Below are 19,910 nucleotides of genomic sequence, written 5' to 3'. Positions count from 1 at the left end.
TTTGTGTATAAGAGACAGCCGTAAAGGAGCCTTTCTTAATTTGAGCTCCCCAACACAATTATTATGCTCTCGCGCTACACGTGCGAGCATAGCTAAAAATACCTAACTTGGTTCAAAGCTTTAGTTTCAAGACTAGAGAATGAATGTTGTTTGAGGTAAGTTGAAACAATCATTCCCAACTTTCATGAATATAACCCAATGCTACTCGAAGGAATCGAAACTCTACTGGTATTGAGTAAAGCAAAGACCATGAGCCGCACAGGCAGTTTGCTTTATATCAGCCAATCAGCGGTCAGCAAACGGATTGCGAATTTAGAAAAGAAGCTAGGTAAAAAGCTCATTGAACCGAGTGGCCGACAGATAAAACTCACGCCAGATGCGATAGCATTAATCGAGAGTATTGGCCCGACATTCAATGAACTTCGTGGGCTTATTTATGAACAGCAAGAGTTGGAAGATACCACTCTCATCACCCTAGACAGCAATAAGTCTCTGATAGCCGGTTATTTAGGTGAGATGATGGGCCAATTTATCCAGCAAGATAAGTACATCACCATTACCACCAACCACACGCCGAGAATTATCGAACGGGTGCAGTCCGGCAAGGCGACCTTGGGGTTGTGTGCTGGCTTACTGCCACCACATCATGGGTTGATGACCTTCCATCTTTTTGATGAACCGTTTTACATAGTGAGTAAGTCGCCGCTAACGGATCTCCCTCCAATGGTCATCACTAACGACATGACCAATCCAGCCAATTCTTATCAACTTTCTGTATTAGAAAAATTTGGTATCAAACCCTTGATGGAGATGGATGCCTACACCGCAGCGGCGCAACTTGCATTGGGCGGGACTGGGCCAGCGTTGATCCCGCTCTCTATCGTAAAAACACTCAATATTGAGCCTCAATATCTGTATAGCTTCACCGAATTAGCAGGCTTGATTCGGCCGATTCATATCTGTGTCAGACCAAATAGTTACCAGTCTCCACGAGTTAAAACACTGATAGAATCCATTGTTGATGCTGTTCCCAAAGCAGTTTAGACGCCATTAGCATCGACATCACGATCACAAGGGGGCGAATCCATTTCTGCCCTTTTGTCACCACCACTTTAGCGCCAAGCTGAGCGCCCATAAATCCACCGACCGCCATCACTAATCCCAACTCCCAAATAGGCAAACCAGCCAAAATAAAGAAAATTAAGGCAGCGATATTCGAGGTAAAGTTAAGTACTTTAGTACGCGCCGTAGCATCGACTAACGAGAAGTGACCAATAGCAACAAAGCAGACGGTGAAGATAGAACCTGTTCCTGGGCCAAAAAAGCCATCATATAAACCCACGCCGCCACCAATACACAGAGCAAACATCGCCTCAGAGATCTTCTGTTTTCCTTCAGACGCTCTAGTTTGGGGTGCCAACAGGAAATAGAGAGAGATAGCGATAAGCAGCAGTGGGATAACACTGGTCAGTAGGCTCGCATCAATGTGCTGGACTAACTCAGCGCCAATTGCAGAGCCAATAAAGGTACAAAAGATAGCAAGGCGCATCTCTTTGATGCTGACGATACCGTTGCGCACGAAATACCAACTCGCGGAGAAGCTGCCAAATGAGCTTTGGAGTTTGTTGGTTGCCAGTGCCTGCGTGGGTGGAACTCCAGCCGCTAGCAATGCAGGTAGAGTCAGTAACCCACCGCCGCCAGCCATTGCATCAATAAAGCCTGCTGCCGTTGCAACAACAAACAAGATAGCCAATATTTCTAGAGTAATTTCCATATACCCAACGCCTTAAAATCCTGTGTAGCGACAAGTTACCACTCACAGCAGACGAGCAATAACGAAACACAAGATTCTAACCTATTCCAAATATTCATCATTAAGCTACCGCGGAATAACAGACATAAAAAAGCCCACTCCGAGGAGTGGGCTTTGAGCATTTATATCCGCATATCAGCGATACACTTTAGGCGATTAAGCTTGAGAAGCTTTAACCTGAGCGTGTAGCTCTTGAACTGAAGTTACTGACGTTTTCGCGTCTGCAGTGTGCGCCATACAAGTCGCGAATGCAGCATTTAGCGTAGTCGTGTAGTTAACTTTCTCAGCAAGTGCACCACGACGAAGAACTTTAGAATCTTCAATCGCTTGACGGCCAGCTGCAGTGTTCACGATGTACGTATACTCGTTGTTCTTGATACGGTCAAGAATGTGAGGACGACCTTCGTGTACCTTGTTTACTAGACGTGGGTTGATGCCCGCTTCGCCAAGGATAACCGCAGTACCGTGAGTTGCGTCTAGCTGGTAACCAAGCTTAGATAGTTTAGATGCTAGGTCAACAACACGCTCTTTGTCGCCTTCGCGAACAGAAAGAAGTGCACGACCGCCTTCTGGGTAGATGTTACCACAACCCAATTCAGCTTTAGAGTATGCTTCTGCGAACGTCGCACCAACACCCATAACTTCACCAGTAGAGCGCATTTCTGGGCCTAACAGTGGGTCAACACCAGGGAACTTGTTGAATGGAAGTACAACTTCTTTCACTGAGTAGTAAGGTGGGATGATTTCTTTCGTAAAGCCTTGAGACTCTAGAGATTGACCCGCCATTACACGAGCGGCAATCTTAGCGATTGGCGCACCAGTTGCTTTAGATACGAATGGAACCGTACGTGCTGCACGAGGGTTAACCTCGATTAGGTACACTTCATTGTTCTTAACAGCAAACTGCGTGTTCATCAGACCACGAACACCCAACTCGAACGCTAGCTTTTCAACTTGCTCGCGCATTACGTCTTGGATTTCTTGGCTTAGCGTGTATGCAGGAAGAGAACATGCTGAGTCACCAGAGTGAACACCCGCTTGCTCGATGTGCTCCATAATACCGCCGATTACAACGCGCTCACCGTCACAAATCGCATCTACGTCTACTTCAACAGCGTCATCTAGGAAGCTATCAAGTAGTACTGGAGATTCGTTGGATACGCTAACTGCTTCGTTGAAGTAGCGACGTAGGTCTTGCTCGTCGTATACGATTTCCATCGCACGACCACCAAGTACGTAAGAAGGACGTACAACAAGTGGGAAGCCGATTTCTCGAGATTTCTCTACCGCTTGCTCCATTGTTGTTACTGTCGCGTTTTCTGGTTGAAGTAGGCCTAGACGGTCTACAGCAACTTGGAAACGCTCACGGTCTTCTGCACGGTCGATTGCGTCTGGGCTAGTACCGATGATTGGTACGCCAGCAGCTTCAAGAGCACGTGCCAGTTTAAGTGGCGTTTGACCACCGTACTGAACGATAACGCCTTTTGGCTTCTCAACACGAGCGATTGCTAGTACGTCTTCCAGAGTTACTGGTTCGAAGTACAGACGGTCAGACGTATCGTAGTCTGTAGAAACTGTCTCAGGGTTACAGTTAACCATGATAGTTTCGTAGCCATCTTCACGTAGCGCTAGTGATGCGTGTACACAACAGTAGTCAAATTCAATGCCTTGGCCGATACGGTTTGGACCGCCGCCTAGAATCATGATTTTTTCTTTGTCTGTTGGGTTTGCTTCACACTCGTCATCGTAAGATGAGTACATGTAAGCCGTATCTGAAGAGAACTCAGCTGCACACGTATCTACACGCTTGTATACCGGGTGGATATCGTATTGGTCACGTAGACGACGGATTTCGCTTTCCGCTACACCTAGAATCTTAGATAGGCGCGCATCAGCAAAACCTTTACGCTTAAGCTTGTTTAGCTCGTCTTTATTTAGACCAGCAAAGCCTTTCGCTTTAAGTTCTTGCTCTAGCTTAACGATGTCTTCGATTTGAACTAGGAACCAACGGTCGATTTGCGTTAGGTTGAATACACCATCTACCGACATACCAGCACGGAATGCGTCAGCGATGTACCAAATACGCTCTGCGCCAGCTTCTTTAAGTTCGTGACGGATAGTCGTTAGAGCATCTGGTGCGTCTAGGTCTACCATTTCGTCAAAACCAGTCGCGCCAACTTCTAGGCCGCGAAGTGCTTTTTGTAGAGATTCTTGTTGGTTACGGCCGATAGCCATAACTTCACCAACCGACTTCATTTGCGTCGTTAGGCGGTCGTTAGCACCTGCAAACTTCTCGAAGTTAAAACGAGGAATCTTAGTTACTACGTAGTCGATTGTTGGTTCGAATGATGCTGGAGTTGCGCCGCCAGTGATGTCATTCATTAGCTCGTCTAGCGTGAAACCAACAGCCAGTTTCGCTGCAATCTTAGCGATTGGGAAACCTGTTGCTTTAGATGCTAGTGCAGAAGAGCGAGATACACGTGGGTTCATTTCGATGATAACCATACGGCCATCTTTCGGGTTGATACCAAACTGTACGTTTGAACCACCTGTTTCAACACCAATCTCACGCAGTACTGCTAGAGATGCGTTACGCATTAGTTGGTATTCTTTATCTGTCAGCGTTTGAGCTGGAGCCACAGTGATTGAGTCACCTGTGTGAATACCCATTGGGTCGAAGTTTTCAATCGCACATACGATGATGCAGTTGTCGTTTTTGTCACGAACCACTTCCATCTCGTACTCTTTCCAACCGATAAGTGATTCATCGATAAGAAGTTCATTAGTTGGAGATAGATCCAAACCACGACGACAGATTTCTTCAAATTCTTCTTTGTTGTAAGCGATACCGCCACCAGTACCACCCATCGTGAACGATGGACGAATGATACAAGGGAAGCCAACCATGTCTAAAACTTTGTAAGCTTCTTCCATCGTTTTCGCTGTATCAGCAGTTGGACACTCAAGGCCAATTGCTTTCATTGCTTTATCGAAGCGTGAACGGTCTTCTGCTTTATCGATAGCGTCAGCCGTTGCACCAATCATTTCAACACCGAACTCTTCAAGAACGCCGTGCTTTTCTAGGTCTAGAGCACAGTTCAATGCAGTTTGGCCACCCATAGTAGGTAGAACTGCATCAGGCTTCTCTTTAGCGATGATGTTACGCACAACTTCCCATTGGATAGGCTCGATGTAAGTTGCATCTGCCATATCTGGGTCAGTCATGATTGTCGCTGGGTTCGAGTTCACAAGAATAACTCGGTAACCTTCTTCGCGAAGCGCTTTACAAGCTTGAGCACCAGAGTAATCGAACTCACATGCTTGGCCGATAACGATCGGGCCAGCACCTAGAATAAGAATACTTTTAATGTCAGTACGTTTTGGCATTGTCTACTACTCCGAATTACGCTGTGTGCTGTTTGATTAGTTCAATAAAGTGGTCGAATAACGGCGCTGCGTCTTCTGGACCTGGGCTCGCTTCAGGGTGACCTTGGAAGCTGAATGCTGGTTTGTCTGTACGGTGAATACCTTGTAGAGAACCATCAAATAGTGATTTGTGCGTTGCACGTAGTGTCTCTGGAAGGGTTTCTTCGTCAGCAGCAAAGCCGTGGTTTTGCGAAGTAATCATCACAACATCACGATCTAAATCTTTAACCGGGTGGTTTGCACCGTGGTGACCAAACTTCATCTTCACTGTCTTAGCGCCTGACGCAAGAGCAAGAATCTGGTGACCTAGACAGATACCGAAGATTGGTAAGCCTTTTTCTAGGAACACTTTTGTCGCTTCAATTGCGTAAGTACATGGTTCTGGGTCACCAGGGCCGTTTGAAAGGAAAACACCGTCTGGGTTCAGAGCAAGTACTTCTTCAGCTGAAGTCTCAGCAGGAACAACCGTTAGGCGGCAGCCGCGGTCAACAAGCATTCGTAGGATGTTTCGTTTTGCACCGAAGTCATAAGCAACAACGTGGTATGGCAATTCTGAGTCTGCTTTCGCTTCAGGAAGTCCACCCGTAAGCGTCCACGAACCTTGTTTCCATTGATACGCTTCTTTTGTTGTAACTTCTTTCGCAAGGTCCATACCTTTCAGGCCAGGGAATTCTTTTGCTTTAGCAAGAGCTAGAGCTTCGTCTAGGTTTCCATCGTTTACTGAAGAGCCAGCTACGATACAACCGTTCTGTGCGCCTTTTTCACGAAGAATACGCGTCAGCTTACGAGTATCGATATCAGCGATACCAACAACGTTTTGCGACTTAAGGTAATCAGAAAGGGATTGTTCATTACGGAAGTTAGAAGCGATTAGAGGGAGATCGCGAATCACAAGGCCTTGAGCGTGGATTGAAGAAGATTCTTCGTCTTCGGAATTGGTTCCGGTATTGCCAATGTGAGGGTAAGTAAGGGTAACGATTTGTTGAGAATAGGAAGGATCAGTGAGGATTTCTTGGTACCCCGTCATCGAGGTATTAAAAACGACTTCACCAACTGCAGAACCTACAGCGCCAATGGCTTCACCGTGAAATACTGTCCCATCTTCTAGGACGAGTAGTGCTGACTTCTTCAAGACAACCTCCAGAAATAAAAATGCATTAAAATTGATTTAATTTGCAAATCTACCTTCCTGCAACACCAAAAACTGCGTGTTTATGGAAATTAGACAAATTGGCGGTATTTTAGTGATCTGCGTGATACGTGTCAACATTTAACTCAAAAGAAATTAAACATTTGTAAGGACTAATTCAATTTACCCCCTCAAAGCTCCAAAAGTTCAACTTTCATACGCATTTAGCTCGAATATTACGATTTTCTAATTTTCACCCCTCATTTTAGCCAACCATAGAGTGATAAAAATATCAGCAACAAAACGCAATCGATAAATACCAAGAGAAAACATGACAATTTAAAGATCTAAAACAAAAAACATACTAAAGACCACATAAACAGCATAGAAATGGAGTCAAAAAGGCGATAAGAAGAAAGTAGAAGGAAGATCGGAGAAGTGAGATTACTAAGGAAAAGGCACCAAATAAAGAAAGCGCCGGCAATTGCCAGCGCATAAATATCTATTTATAGGTCATTCAAACCTAGGACATCCGTCATGGTATAAAAGCCTGCTGGTTTATCATTTAACCAAACCGCGGCCTTGATTGCGCCATTAGCAAAGGTCATTCGATCAGTGGCTTTATGGGTAATTTCCACTCGTTCACCGATATCAGCAAACATAGCGGTGTGTTCACCAATAATGTCACCGGCACGAATCGTCGCGAAACCAATCTCATCTTTAGTGCGCTCGCCAGTAATACCCTCGCGTGACCATACAGCTACATCGTTCAGCTCGTTGCCCATAGCACCCGCAATAGCTTCGCCCATACCAATCGCAGTACCTGACGGTGCATCGACTTTATGACGGTGATGAGCCTCAACGATCTCGACATCACAGTAATCGCCCATCACTTTAGCGGCCTTCTCTAGCAGCTTAAAGACCAGGTTCACACCAACGCTGTAGTTAGGTGCCATTACGATAGCCATCTCTTTTGAAGCAGCATCAATCACCTGCTTCTCTTCTTCAGAGAAGCCCGTTGTACCGATGATCAGTTTTTTACCGTGACGTTTACAAAGTTCAATATTCGCTAATGTGCTAACAGGGGCAGTAAAATCGACAATCACATCAAACTCTTCGATGGCTTTAGACAAATCATCGACTAAAGCAACATCAAAACGACCTTCACCGCATAACTCGCCGACATCTACGCCGACCAAAGATGACTCTGGACGCTCTGAACCAGCTCCAACACTTGCTTCTGAATTATGATGAGCGGCTTTCACCAAGTTGCGGCCCATGCGGCCCGCTGCTCCTGCAATTGCAATTCTTACCACTGCGAATATCTCCATTGTTTTGGTTACCGTTGCCACTTATCTCTTGCAGCAACGTTCAATCGATTAATCTCTTTAAACTAACAACAATCTCAAACTCAGGCTAGCAATTACGAAAACTCTTTTATTACTCGCTCTAAAATTGGCACATTTGCCTCTGGGAAGGCGTATTGATTCAATGATTCTAGGCTTACCCATTCACCTTGCTGACCTTCTTTACCATAAGGCTGCTCTTCAAAATCAGTCACGAGAATGAAATCGAACTTAAGTGACTTATCCGTGTAATCAAATTCAAGATGCTCAAACAGAGACTGCTCGGTCACCTTGATACCGACCTCTTCATCAAGCTCGCGAGTCATCGCTTGCTCAATAGTTTCGCCCTCTTCAACCTTGCCACCTGGAAATTCCCAGAAGCCACCTTTGTGCTTGTCATCTGGACGCTTAGTGATAAAGACCTGTGACTTATCTTGATTGAAGATAATACCCGCTACGATATGGATTCTTTTCATTGATGGTGTTCCTTAATAAAACGCTGAACTCACATAGTCCCTAAATACGTCATCCTCAAGAAAGAGGAACGACTGAGTTGGGGATCTAAAACTACGCGAGCCTAACTAAACAAGATTCCCTACTACGCTCACTCCTCGCTATAGGGAATGACAACTTCCTTGCGTAACAAAGTAAGCCATGAAATTTACATACAAAAAGAGCCGCCTAAGCGACTCTTTATATTCTATTTGTCAGTTTTATGAAGCTAAGTTGTAGTGTATGAGAGCAAGGCGGTGGCACGGAGCTTACGACTGTAAGTGAGTACCACCAACGCAGCTATCATGCGCTACAGCAACGATTCATTAAACTTACGCGATTTTACCGTGACACTGCTTGTACTTCTTACCGCTACCACATGGGCATGGCTCGTTACGGCCAACTTTACGCTCGTCACGCACTACCGTTTGTGGAGATGCCGCTTCAGCTTCATCGTCAGCTAGCTGGTTTTCAGCTGTTGCATGTTGCGCTTGTGCACGACGCGCCGCTTCTTCAGCTTGAGCTTGACGTTGAGCTTCCATCTTTTCAACTTCTTCTTGTTGCTGAACGCGCACTTTAGAAAGGATGGTAACAACGTCTGTTTTCAGTACATCTAGTAGGCCTTCAAACAGTTCAAACGACTCGCGCTTGTACTCTTGTTTCGGGTTCTTCTGAGCATAACCACGTAAGTGGATACCTTGACGAAGGTGATCCATCGCAGCCAAGTGCTCTTTCCAAAGGCCGTCTAGCGTTTGTAGCATCACAGATTTCTCGAAGTTACGCAGTACTTGAGCACCAACCACTTCTTCTTTCTGTTTGTACGAATCAACCGCCATAGCAAGAATACGCTCACGCAATGCTTCTTCATAAAGCTTGTCGTCTTCGTCTAACCAACCTTGAATATCAAAGTCTAGATCGAAGTCATTCTTCAGACGATCTTGCAGACCCGCGATATCCCACATATCTTCAAGAGACTGAGGTGCGATGTATTCATCAATCACTGATGCCAATACATCTTCACGGTTGTGTTCGATCATCTCGCTGATATCGTCAGAGCTCATCAGTTCATCACGAAGCTCATAAACCACTTTACGTTGGTCATTGGCTACATCATCGTACTCAAGAAGCTGCTTACGAATATCGAAGTTACGACCTTCAACTTTACGTTGTGCTTTTTCAATTGAGCGAGAAAGCATCTTAGATTCGATCGCTTCGCCTTCGTCCATACCACTTTGGATAAGACCAGCCATACGATCCGATGTGAAGATACGTAGCAGAGAATCTTCCATTGATAGGTAGAAACGAGAAGAACCCGCATCACCTTGACGACCAGAACGACCACGTAGCTGGTTGTCGATACGGCGAGATTCATGACGCTCAGTACCAATGATGTGCAGACCACCTGACTCAAGCACTTTATCGTGGATTACTCTCCAGTCAGCTTTGATCTTCTCGATCTGCTCTTTGGTTGGATTCTCTAGCTTCTCAACTTGTGCCTGCCAGCTACCACCTAATACGATATCGGTACCACGACCAGCCATGTTAGTTGCGATAGTTACCGCACTCGGCATACCAGCTTGTGCAACGATCTCTGCTTCCATTTCGTGGAATTTAGCATTTAGAACGCTGTGCTTAATTTTTGCTTTTTTCAGTGCGTTAGACAGTAGTTCAGACTTCTCGATAGAAACCGTACCAACCAATGATGGCTGACCAGCAGCTACACGGTCTTTGATGTCTTCAATGATCGCATTGAACTTGTCTTCTTCGGTACGATAAACCACATCTGGCATATCGTTACGAACCATAGGCTTGTTGGTTGGGATAACCACTGTTTCTAGGCCGTAGATAGACTGAAATTCGAAAGCTTCTGTATCGGCTGTACCTGTCATACCTGACAGTTTTTCGTATAGACGGAAGAAGTTCTGGAATGTAATCGATGCTAGCGTCTGGTTTTCATTCTGAATCTTCACACCTTCTTTAGCTTCAACAGCTTGGTGTAAACCTTCAGACCAACGACGACCTGGCATAGTACGACCAGTATGTTCATCAACGATAACCACTTCGCCTTCTTCAGTAACGATGTAGTCGACGTCTTTCTCAAACAGTACGTGTGCACGCAGCGCTGCATTAACATGGTGCAATAGGCTGATATTAGTTGGAGAGTAAAGCGTGTCACCCTCTTCCATCAGGCCGTTTTTGACCATTAGCTCTTCTACAAATTCTTGACCGTTTTCAGTCAGGTGAACCTGTTTCGATTTCTCGTCCATGGTGTAGTGACCTTCACCACGGTACTCTTCAGAATCTTCTTTATCTTGGCGCTCAAGGTTAGGGATCAACGTGTTAATACGCGTGTAAAGATCTGAACTATCTTCAGCTGGGCCAGAGATAATAAGTGGAGTACGAGCTTCATCGATTAAGATTGAGTCAACCTCATCGACAACAGCAAAGAAGCGCTCACGTTGAACACGATCTTCAGCACGGAAAGCCATGTTGTCACGTAGGTAATCGAAGCCAAACTCGTTGTTTGTTCCGTATAGGATATCCGCTTGGTACGCTTCTTTCTTCTCTGGTGGAGCCATGTTTGGCACGTTTACGCCAACAGTCATACCAAGGAATTCAAATAATGGGCGGTTTGTTTCCGCATCACGCTTCGCTAGGTAGTCGTTCACCGTTACTACGTGAACACCTTTGCTAGGTAGGGCGTTAAGATAAGCTGGTAGGGTTGCTGTAAGAGTCTTACCTTCACCAGTACGCATTTCTGCAATTTGGCCAGCATTTAGAACCATGCCACCAATCATTTGCACGTCAAAGTGACGCATGCCGTAAACACGCTTAGACGCTTCACGTACCGTAGCAAATGCTTCAGGTAGAAGTTGGTCTAGCGATTCACCTTTATCTAAGCGCTCACGAAATTCAACCGTTTTTGCTTTTAGTTCTTCGTCTGAAAGTGCTTCAAACGTTGGTTCGAAGTTATTAATTTCTTTTACAATTTTTCTAAGGCGGCGCAGTGTTCTGTCATTGCGACTGCCAATTACCTTTGTCAGCAGCTTAGTAATCATGTGCTTGGAATCTCTTCGTTCTCAGATCGTCCGCGATCTATTTTAAATGCCGTCAGTGTCTCTACTAGCTATGAACTAGTCTTCAGTTACTAACCAAGGATACTGAGATAAATCTAGTATCTTTGATATTGTACTTGAGAGTAGAGTTTTCAAGGCTTGAGTTAAAATTAATGCCCTTTAGTGTAAGTAATTTTCACACCAACAACCATTTATAACCCCATTTGTTTGATGTGCTTGGAACTTTTCTTTCTAATTGCTGATGGATTAGCCAGACTGCAGCTCATTGGGAGACAACTTTCGGATGTTGACGACACTGTATCTGGAAAATAGATACAAAAAAACCAGGTCAATGACCTGGTTTTCGAAATCTTATATTGCTGTAAACAACAATTACGCTAGAACCATTCCTGGTTCAGCAAATGCAACAGGAGAGCCTACTTCTTCTTCGAATGTTGCCCATTCCCAAGCTTCTGCGTCAGCAAGTACTGCACGTAGTAGTTGGTTGTTTAGGCCGTGACCTGATTTGTATGCACGAAACTCACCAATAATAGCGTGTCCACACATGTACAAGTCACCAATCGCATCTAGTACTTTATGAGTTACGAACTCATTGTCAAAACGTAGACCCTCTTCATTAAGAATTCGGTATTCGTCAAGTACGATAGCATTATCAAAGCTACCACCAAGTACTAGGTTTTGAGATTGTAGATACTCAATGTCGCGCATGAAGCCGAAAGTACGAGCGCGAGAGATTTCTTTCACAAAACCTTGTGAAGAGAAATCAAACAACAAACGTTGCTCATCAGATTCAATTGCTGGGTGGTTAAAGTCGATCTCAAAGTCCATACGGAAGCCGTTAAATGGAACAAACTCTGCCCACTTATCGCCATCTTCAAAACGGATAGGCTTTTTGATACGAATAAAACGCTTCGCTGCATTCAGTGTTTCTACACCCGCTTGCTGTAGCAAGTATACGAATGGGCTTGCGCTACCATCCATAATTGGGATTTCAGGAGCATCTACTTCAACAATAATGTTGTCGATGCCCATACCCGCTAAAGCTGCGTTAAGGTGTTCCACTGTAGAGATACGTACGCCTTCGTCATTAACAAGAGCTGTACATAGCATAGTGTCACGAACTGACGCTGGATCAGCTGGGAAATCTACAGGTGGATTTACATCTGTACGACGATAAACAATACCTGTATTTGCAGCTGCCGGGCGAAGAGTAAGTGTGACTTTACGACCAGAGTGGAGACCCACACCAGTTGTTTTCACAATTTCTTTCAGAGTACGTTGTCTGATCATCTGCTTGCCTCGTTATCAGTGCTACAAATCACGGTCAGTATTTACCGACCGCGAATTTTACCATTAATTCGACGATAGTCAAATTTTGGGTATTTGTTAATCAGCCTGACGTCGTAAGAATGCTGGAATATCTAAGTATCCACTCTCTTTCTCAGCCTTAGGTGCTGCACTTTGGCTAGCGCCTGTACCTGAAGAAACAGGTGACGTTGTTGGTTGCGGCTTAACTTGAGGTTTAACCTCAGTTTTTTCTTGCAATGGTTGTGCCACTTTCTCTTCCACTTTTGGTGCAGTTTGAGCCGCTACCTGTGGTTGAGGAGTTGGTGCAACCTTAGCTTTACCACCAGCAACTAATGTAATGTCTGGTTTTTTCTCTGTGCCGATACCTGTTGCAACAACAGTTACGCGGATTTCATCTGTCATATCAGGGTCTAGAGAAGTACCAATCACAACTGTTGCATTATCAGATGCGAATGCCTTAACTGTATTACCTACTGTTTCGAACTCATCTAGACGCATATCTAGGCCTGCAGTGATGTTCACAAGAACGCCACGCGCGCCAGCTAGGTCGATGTCTTCTAGTAGTGGGCTAGAAATTGCTGTTTCAGCAGCTTCTTCAGCACGGTCTTCACCTTTTGCGATACCGCTACCCATCATTGCATGACCCATCTCAGACATTACGGTGCGAACATCCGCGAAATCGACGTTAATCATACCAGGGCGAGTAATTAGCTCAGCGATACCTTGTACAGCGTTTTTAAGTACATCATTTGCACTTGCGAAAGCTTCTAGCAGAGTTACGCCGCGGCCAAGTACTTTAAGTAGCTTTTCATTTGGAATCGTAATTAATGAATCCACATGTTTAGAAAGCTCTTCAATACCTTGCTCAGCAAACGCTAAACGCTTTTTGCCTTCAAAGCTAAATGGCTTAGTTACAACAGCAACCGTCAGCACACCCAACTCTTTCGCAACTTCAGCAATAACTGGAGCAGCACCTGTACCAGTCCCACCGCCCATACCAGCTGCGATAAATACCATATCGGCGCCAGTTAGAACTTCTTTAATTCTTTCTCGATCTTCTAGAGCTGCATCACGGCCTACTTGTGGGTTTGCACCAGCGCCCAAACCTTTAGTGATATCACCACCAATTTGGATCACGCTGCTCACGCTTGTTTTACGAAGTGCTTGTGCATCAGTGTTAACACTGATGAATTCTACGCCTTCGATTGATTCACGTACCATGTGCTCAACAGCGTTACCGCCACCGCCACCAACTCCAACGACTTTAATTACTGCATCGTCAGACATTTCCATCATCGGTTCAAACATGTGTTATCTCCGTTTTTTCCTGCAACTCAGGTTAAAACTCTTTTTGTATCCAATTACGCAATTTGCCAAATAAACCAGACATAGAAGGTGCTGAACGCTTAGGTTCGCTGTAATCACCTTCATCACTGATCTGACAATCTCTTGCGTAATGAAGTAAACCAACCGCCGTAGAATGATACGGCTCTTTAACATAGTCAGTTAAGCCACTAACTTCTAACGGCTTACCAACTCGAACTTGATTGCGGAAAACACGTTCCGCACACTCTACCAATCCGTCAATTTGTGCCGCTCCACCAGTGAGAACGACGCCAGCTGCAAGGTGGTGTTTAATACCTTCATCTCGTAGCTGTAATTGAACCGTATCAATAGTTTGGTTAACGAGACCCATAAGTTCAGTGTAACGTGGTTCAATCACTTCCGACAAAGTTTGTCGTTGCAAACTTCTCGATGGGCGACCACCAACACTTGGGACGTTAACAGAGTCATCCTTGCTTACGAGTTCACTCAGAGCGCAACCATGGTTTACTTTTATCTCTTCAGCATCGCTCACTGGCGTGCCGAAAGCGAAGGCAATATCACTGGTTACTGCATTTCCTGCGTAGGAAAAGACTTCTGTGTGTCGAAGTGCGCCGCCAGTCCAAATGGAAATATCCATTGTACCCGCACCGATATCGACAACACATACTCCAAGCTCTCTCTCGTCTTCAGTAATTACCGCATTGCTTGAGGCAAGTCCTGAAAACACGATTTGTTCTACTGTGAGACCACATCGTTCAACAGCTTTAATAATGTTTCTCGCCATGTCGCTATGGCAAGAAATTAGGTGAACACTGACTTCCATTCGAACACCAGATAAGCCAAGTGGGTTCTTAATCCCTTCTTGATAATCAATGGTAAATTCTTGTGGGATCACGTGCAGAATTCTCTGCTCATCACCTATTTTAATTGATTTCGCGGTATGGATCGCTCGATCCATATCGTCTTGAGACACCTCTTCATCAGAGATAGTGCCCATGCCTTTTTCAATTCGGCTTGCGATATGTTTACCCGATAGCGAGATAAATACATTGCTGATTTGGCATTCCGCCATCAACTCTGCTTGATCAATAGCTCGCTGAACCGACTTAACTACCGACTCTAGGTCGTTTACACCACCTTTATCCATACCTCTGGATGGGCTTTGCCCAGAACCAATGATATTGATTTGACCATCAGGCAATATTTCACCAACCAGAGCTGATATGGTCGCAGTGCCTATATCAAGACCAACGATTATGTTGTCATCTGCGGTCTTAGTCATCTGTGCTCTCTTCTAACTCTTGCTCTGGAAACCAGCCTACAGCGGCTCCCGTATCATACCTGAGGTCGATGTAGCTCACTTGATTCGCTTTACTACCAAGTTCGTTGTAAAGCGAAATGAAGCGTTCAACACGCTCATCTAAAGAATCTTTACCTAGTTCTAAACGGATACCGTTATCTAGGATTATTTGCCAAGCGCGACGCTCATTGAGAACGAGAGAGGTAACGGTTAACCCTAGACTGTTAATCAAAGGGGTTATCTGTCGCCACTTTTCTATCACTTCTTGGCTGGTGCCGTCTGGGCCGTAAAGCTTAACTCTATCGCCCTTCAACAGGCCGATATCACCATTAAACACCTGACCATCGTCATTCAGCAGCATGTTACCGTTCCAGATTGCTGCCGCATGGTACTCAGTCAAAAATACTTTTATTGTGTCTGGCCACTGCTTACGAATGGAGACCACTGAAACCCAAGGTAACGCTTCTAAACTGTCTTGCAACACACCGATGTCTTGCGACATGAAGGTTCCAATGTGCTCTAGCTCGCTAAAGGCATGTTGAACATCACCAGCGGTTACGTAAGTTAAGTCGCCTTGAAGTACTATTTTGGAGAGAGGCAATCGCTGATCGTCCCACATCCAAGTTAGTGTGGTATAGAAAAGAAACCCAATGAATAGCAATACCATGACAAAAAAAGACCCGCCTAAGGCGTGTTTCTTGAGCGACGGTAAACTGAATAGGTGGCGGTTTTCGCTAAAAGTACTTTCTACCAAAGCCCGCATTCCCTGTCGTTGGTTCGCAATTCTATTCCCTATCTTCGTAATAGAGGTAAAAGCACTTACTTTAACCTATGAATTATACTGAGCAAAATCAAACTATCAAACGTTGATAATAAGATTTTTGGTCAATTTTAGGTCAATCGCAAGAAGTGAGCGATTGACCACAGTCTGTAGACAGTATTCTGTTACGCGTTCTGCATTTTATTAATGTCTAACTGTAACGATTCCAACTGCTTCGCTACTCGACCAACATCGCCTGCACCCTGCGTTAAAACAAGGTCACCGCCTTGAATTACGTTGGCTAAAGCCGATGGCAGTGCGTTGATATCGGCAACAAAGATTGGGTCTATCTTACCACGCCCACGAATAGTTCGACTTAATGAACGTCCGTCAGCCCCTGCAATCGGTTTCTCACCTGCAGAATAAACATCTAACAGAATTAGGACATCAACCTGCTCAAGAACGTTCGCGAAATCATCATACAGATCGCGAGTACGGCTATAACGGTGCGGTTGGAAGATCATAACAAGACGTTTATCAGTCCAGCCACTACGAGCAGCTTGAATCGTCACATCAACTTCGGTTGGGTGATGACCGTAATCATCGACCAGCATTGCAACGCCTTTACCTGTTTCATACTCACCTAGGTGATCGAAACGGCGACCCGTGCCTTCCGTTCCCGCCATCGCTTTGAGAATCGCTTCATCGCTGATGTCATCTTCTGTTGCAACAGCAATCGCCGCGGATGCATTCAATGCATTGTGACGACCTGGAATGTTTAACGTGATATCAAGGTTAGCTTTACCTTCACGTACCACTGTGAATTTGCCTTGCTGGCCTTCTTGTACGTAGTTCTCAATACGAATATCCGCATCTTCAGAGAAACCGTAAGTAATCACCTGGCGACTTACCTGAGGAATAAGCTCACGCACTACTGGATCATCAACACACATCACAGCCTGACCGTAGAATGGTAGGTTGTGTAAAAAATCAATAAACGTCTGCTTTAGCGTTTCAAAATCGCCGCCGTAGGTATCCATATGATCCGCTTCAATGTTAGTTACGATACTAACCATAGGTTGCAGATGTAAAAATGAAGCATCACTCTCATCGGCTTCAGCGATAAGAATACGGCTTGAACCTAAACGTGCGTTAGTACCAGCACTTTTAACCAAACCACCGTTTACGAAGGTTGGATCTAGGCCGGCTTCCGAGTAAATCTGTGTCACTAGCGCAGTCGTGGTTGTTTTACCGTGCGTACCTGCCACAGCAATACCGTGACGAAAACGCATCAGCTCAGCCAGCATTTCTGCACGACGAACGATCGGTGTGCGCGCTTCACGAGCTGCAATAATTTCTGGGTTTTCTTCGTTGATAGCGGTTGAAACAACCACCACACTTGCGTCGGCAACGTTACTCGCTTGGTGACCGATATAAACGGTCGCACCCTTGCTAACTAAACGATCAGTCACTGGGTTTTGAGCAATATCAGAACCCGTGATCTGGTAGCCTTCATTTAGCAAGACTTCAGCAATCCCGCTCATTCCGGCACCACCAATACCAATGAAGTGGATAGATTTAACACGGCGCATCTCTGGCACCATTGCACGGATTTGCGCTAAGTCTTGGGTATGTTCAATCGTCATCAATTCAATCTCATTATTTTGCTAAAGCTTTAATCGCTTCAGCGACGGTCACATCAGCATCAAGCTTGGCGGCTTGACGAGCTTTTGTTGCCATCATTTTTAATTCATTTCTATCAAGCTGCGTGATAGTGTTCGCTAGCTTATCAGCCGTTAGTTGAGGCTGTTCAATCATTAACGCTGCGCCACATTCAACTAAATGGTCGGCATTCAACGCTTGTTGTCTGTCTTTGTGCATAAACGGAACGAAGATAGAACCGACACCTGCCGCAGACACTTCTGATACGGTTAATGCACCTGAGCGACACACTAATAGATCTGCCCACTCATAAGCTTGCGCCACATCATCAATAAATTCAGTCACTTGAACATTACCAACAGAATGTGATTTGTATTGCTCAATAACTTGTTGTTGATTGTTCTTACCCGCTTGGTGCATCACAGTGAAGCCTTCACCAAGCTGCGCCATCGTTACTGGCAAGGTATCGTTTAGGATTTTTGCGCCCTGACTGCCGCCCATAACCAAGATGCGAATATCGCCGTCACGCTCCGCCATGCGTTGCTCGGGTTCAGCTAAGGCAACCACATCTTCGCGTACTGGGTTACCCACCACTTCTGCGGTAGGAAACGCACCAGGGAAAGCTTGGAAAACCTTTTTAGCAATCTTAGACAGCCATTGGTTGGTTAAACCTGCCACTGCATTTTGTTCATGGAGAACCACTGGAATGCCAGACAACCATGCCGCGATACCACCCGGGCCACTCACGTAACCACCCATGCCAAGTACCACATCAGGCTGCCATGCTTTAATGTGTTGTCTTGCTTGAAGTATGGCATTAATAATCTGGAACGGCGCTTTAATTAACTTGCTAATGCCTTGACCACGCAGGCCTTTCACTTTGATGAAGTCGATTTCAATGCCATGCTTTGGCACTAAATCCGCTTCCATTCTGTCTGCTGTGCCTAACCAGCGAATTTCCCAACCTTGTTGCTGAAGCTTTTTCGCTACTGCTAACCCTGGGAAAACGTGACCGCCAGTACCACCAGCCATCACTAAAAGTTTTTTGTTTTGTTTCATCACGTTAGATTCTTATTCTACTAATTCGTTTTGACTATCAGCTTGTTCTTTTTGTTGCATTCGGCATTCGTGGTCAATGCGCAGCAGCATTGATACCGCCACAGACATAACAATTAAACTCGAACCACCATAACTGATTAGCGGTAGGGTTAGACCTTTGGTCGGAACGATGCCAGATGCAGCACCTACGTTAACAAGCGTCTGAAACGCAAACCAAATACCAATACCAAAAGCCAGATAGCCGCTGAACACTTGATCGTGTTCAAAGGCTTTTTTGCCAATAAAAATGGCTTTAAAAACCAAGCTAAAGATGAGTATCAAGACCAAGGTCACGCCAACAAAACCCAATTCTTCTGCCAACACAGCAAATACAAAATCGGTGTGCGCTTCGGGTAAGTATTCGAGTTTCTGAATTGAGTTACCGAGCCCTTGCCCCATCCAATCACCACGGCCAAACGCCATCAATGACTGAGTTAACTGGTAACCACTGCCGAACGGGTCGTTCCAAGGTTCCCAGAATGAGGTAACACGTCGAACACGATAAGGCTCTATAACAATCAAACCGACGACCGCGGCAATACCTGCCACCATCAAGGCGATAAACTGTGAAAGCTTGGCACCAGCAATGAATAGCATGCCGAACAGGGTCACTAGCATTACGACCACAGTACCTAAATCGGGCTGGCCTAGCAGCAGCACGGCAAAAGCGCCGAATACCATGATCGGTTTACCAAAACCACCGAAGAAGGTTTTTCTCACTTCATCTTGCTTCCGAACCAAGTAGCCCGCCATAAAGATAAACAGCGATAACTTGGCGACTTCAGCGGGTTGTAAGTTAAATAGCCCTAATGGGATCCAACGCGATGCGCCGTTAACCGACTTACCGACGGCTAATACCACAATCAGCAAGAAGAAGGACAAGCCCAGTAGATACATACTGTATTGAAACCAGCGTTGCATCGGGATTTGCAATATGATGCTAGAGACACCTAACGCCAATACAAGGAAGATGGCATGACGGAACATAAAGTGAAACGGCTGATCGGTTAAACGAGCACTGATGGGGAACGAAGCAGACGTCACCATCACCAAACCTGTCAGCATTAGCCCAAGAGCAATCCACACCAATTGACGATCGTAAAGCGCCTCGGGAGTAGCACGGTTTAGCCACTGCCAGATGGATTGATTAATCTCTTTGACTCTTTGCACTGA

General features: G+C 45.3%; 14 protein-coding genes. 1 reads left to right on the top strand and 13 read right to left on the bottom strand.

The window, feature by feature from the left end; genetic code table 11:
• The first annotated feature begins 198 nt into the window (after nucleotides 1-198).
• On the top strand, nucleotides 199-1,044 hold the full coding sequence (locus tag AB4384_RS12275) for a LysR family transcriptional regulator (RefSeq protein WP_102394343.1): 846 nt from the start codon (nucleotides 199-201) through the stop codon (nucleotides 1,042-1,044).
• Here AB4384_RS12275 and AB4384_RS12270 read toward each other — a convergent pair.
• The 13 genes from AB4384_RS12270 to ftsW all read right to left on the bottom strand — a co-directional run bounded on the left by AB4384_RS12270 (nucleotide 995) and on the right by ftsW (nucleotide 19,907).
• A complete protein-coding gene (locus tag AB4384_RS12270) occupies nucleotides 995-1,774 on the bottom strand; it encodes a TSUP family transporter (RefSeq protein WP_372129612.1) in 780 nt (259 codons plus the stop codon). The two genes, AB4384_RS12275 and AB4384_RS12270, sit on opposite strands and share 50 nt — an antisense overlap.
• 195 nt (nucleotides 1,775-1,969) lie before the next feature.
• The gene (carB, locus tag AB4384_RS12265; RefSeq protein ID WP_017059294.1) at nucleotides 1,970-5,200 is read right to left on the bottom strand and encodes a carbamoyl-phosphate synthase large subunit; all 3,231 of its coding nucleotides are present in this window, start codon (nucleotides 5,198-5,200) and stop codon (nucleotides 1,970-1,972) included.
• 16 nt (nucleotides 5,201-5,216) lie between these two features.
• A complete protein-coding gene (gene carA, locus AB4384_RS12260) occupies nucleotides 5,217-6,371 on the bottom strand; it encodes a glutamine-hydrolyzing carbamoyl-phosphate synthase small subunit (protein WP_010434758.1) in 1,155 nt (384 codons plus the stop codon).
• A gap of 503 nt (nucleotides 6,372-6,874) precedes the next feature.
• Nucleotides 6,875-7,699 (bottom strand): 4-hydroxy-tetrahydrodipicolinate reductase, encoded by an 825-nt coding sequence (dapB, locus tag AB4384_RS12255; protein WP_020628676.1) that lies wholly within the window; start codon nucleotides 7,697-7,699, stop codon nucleotides 6,875-6,877.
• Nucleotides 7,700-7,791: 92 nt separating this feature from the next.
• Nucleotides 7,792-8,190, bottom strand: a complete 399-nt coding sequence (gene mutT / locus AB4384_RS12250; RefSeq protein WP_017062897.1) for an 8-oxo-dGTP diphosphatase MutT — start codon at nucleotides 8,188-8,190, stop codon at nucleotides 7,792-7,794.
• Between the two features lie 348 nt (nucleotides 8,191-8,538).
• A complete protein-coding gene (secA, locus tag AB4384_RS12245; RefSeq protein WP_017059292.1) occupies nucleotides 8,539-11,265 on the bottom strand; it encodes a preprotein translocase subunit SecA in 2,727 nt (908 codons plus the stop codon).
• Nucleotides 11,266-11,655: 390 nt separating this feature from the next.
• Nucleotides 11,656-12,573, bottom strand: coding sequence for a UDP-3-O-acyl-N-acetylglucosamine deacetylase (gene lpxC / locus AB4384_RS12240; RefSeq protein WP_010434751.1), 918 nt, complete (start codon nucleotides 12,571-12,573; stop codon nucleotides 11,656-11,658).
• Nucleotides 12,574-12,669: 96 nt separating this feature from the next.
• Nucleotides 12,670-13,899, bottom strand: a complete 1,230-nt coding sequence (ftsZ, locus tag AB4384_RS12235) for a cell division protein FtsZ (protein ID WP_017059291.1) — start codon at nucleotides 13,897-13,899, stop codon at nucleotides 12,670-12,672.
• 31 nt (nucleotides 13,900-13,930) lie between these two features.
• Nucleotides 13,931-15,199 carry a cell division protein FtsA gene (gene ftsA / locus AB4384_RS12230; RefSeq protein ID WP_010434747.1) on the bottom strand — a complete coding sequence of 423 codons (1,269 nt, stop codon included), beginning with the start codon at nucleotides 15,197-15,199 and terminating at the stop codon, nucleotides 13,931-13,933.
• On the bottom strand, nucleotides 15,192-15,884 hold the full coding sequence (locus tag AB4384_RS12225) for a cell division protein FtsQ/DivIB (RefSeq protein ID WP_017059290.1): 693 nt from the start codon (nucleotides 15,882-15,884) through the stop codon (nucleotides 15,192-15,194). The genes ftsA and AB4384_RS12225 overlap by 8 nt, the downstream gene beginning before the upstream one ends.
• Nucleotides 15,885-16,162: 278 nt before the next feature.
• The gene (gene murC, locus AB4384_RS12220) at nucleotides 16,163-17,623 is read right to left on the bottom strand and encodes a UDP-N-acetylmuramate--L-alanine ligase (protein WP_017059288.1); all 1,461 of its coding nucleotides are present in this window, start codon (nucleotides 17,621-17,623) and stop codon (nucleotides 16,163-16,165) included.
• A 13-nt stretch (nucleotides 17,624-17,636) separates the two neighbouring features.
• On the bottom strand, nucleotides 17,637-18,698 hold the full coding sequence (murG, locus tag AB4384_RS12215; RefSeq protein WP_017059287.1) for an undecaprenyldiphospho-muramoylpentapeptide beta-N-acetylglucosaminyltransferase: 1,062 nt from the start codon (nucleotides 18,696-18,698) through the stop codon (nucleotides 17,637-17,639).
• Nucleotides 18,699-18,710: 12 nt separating this feature from the next.
• Nucleotides 18,711-19,907: a cell division protein FtsW gene (gene ftsW, locus AB4384_RS12210; RefSeq protein ID WP_102319695.1), complete on the bottom strand. Its 1,197-nt coding sequence runs from the start codon at nucleotides 19,905-19,907 to the stop codon at nucleotides 18,711-18,713.
• Nucleotides 19,908-19,910: the final 3 nt, after the last annotated feature.

The organism is Vibrio sp. 10N.261.51.A4, assembly GCF_041471945.1.
Lineage (GTDB): Bacteria > Pseudomonadota > Gammaproteobacteria > Enterobacterales > Vibrionaceae > Vibrio > Vibrio crassostreae_C.
This window is presented reverse-complemented; position numbering and strand designations above follow the sequence as displayed.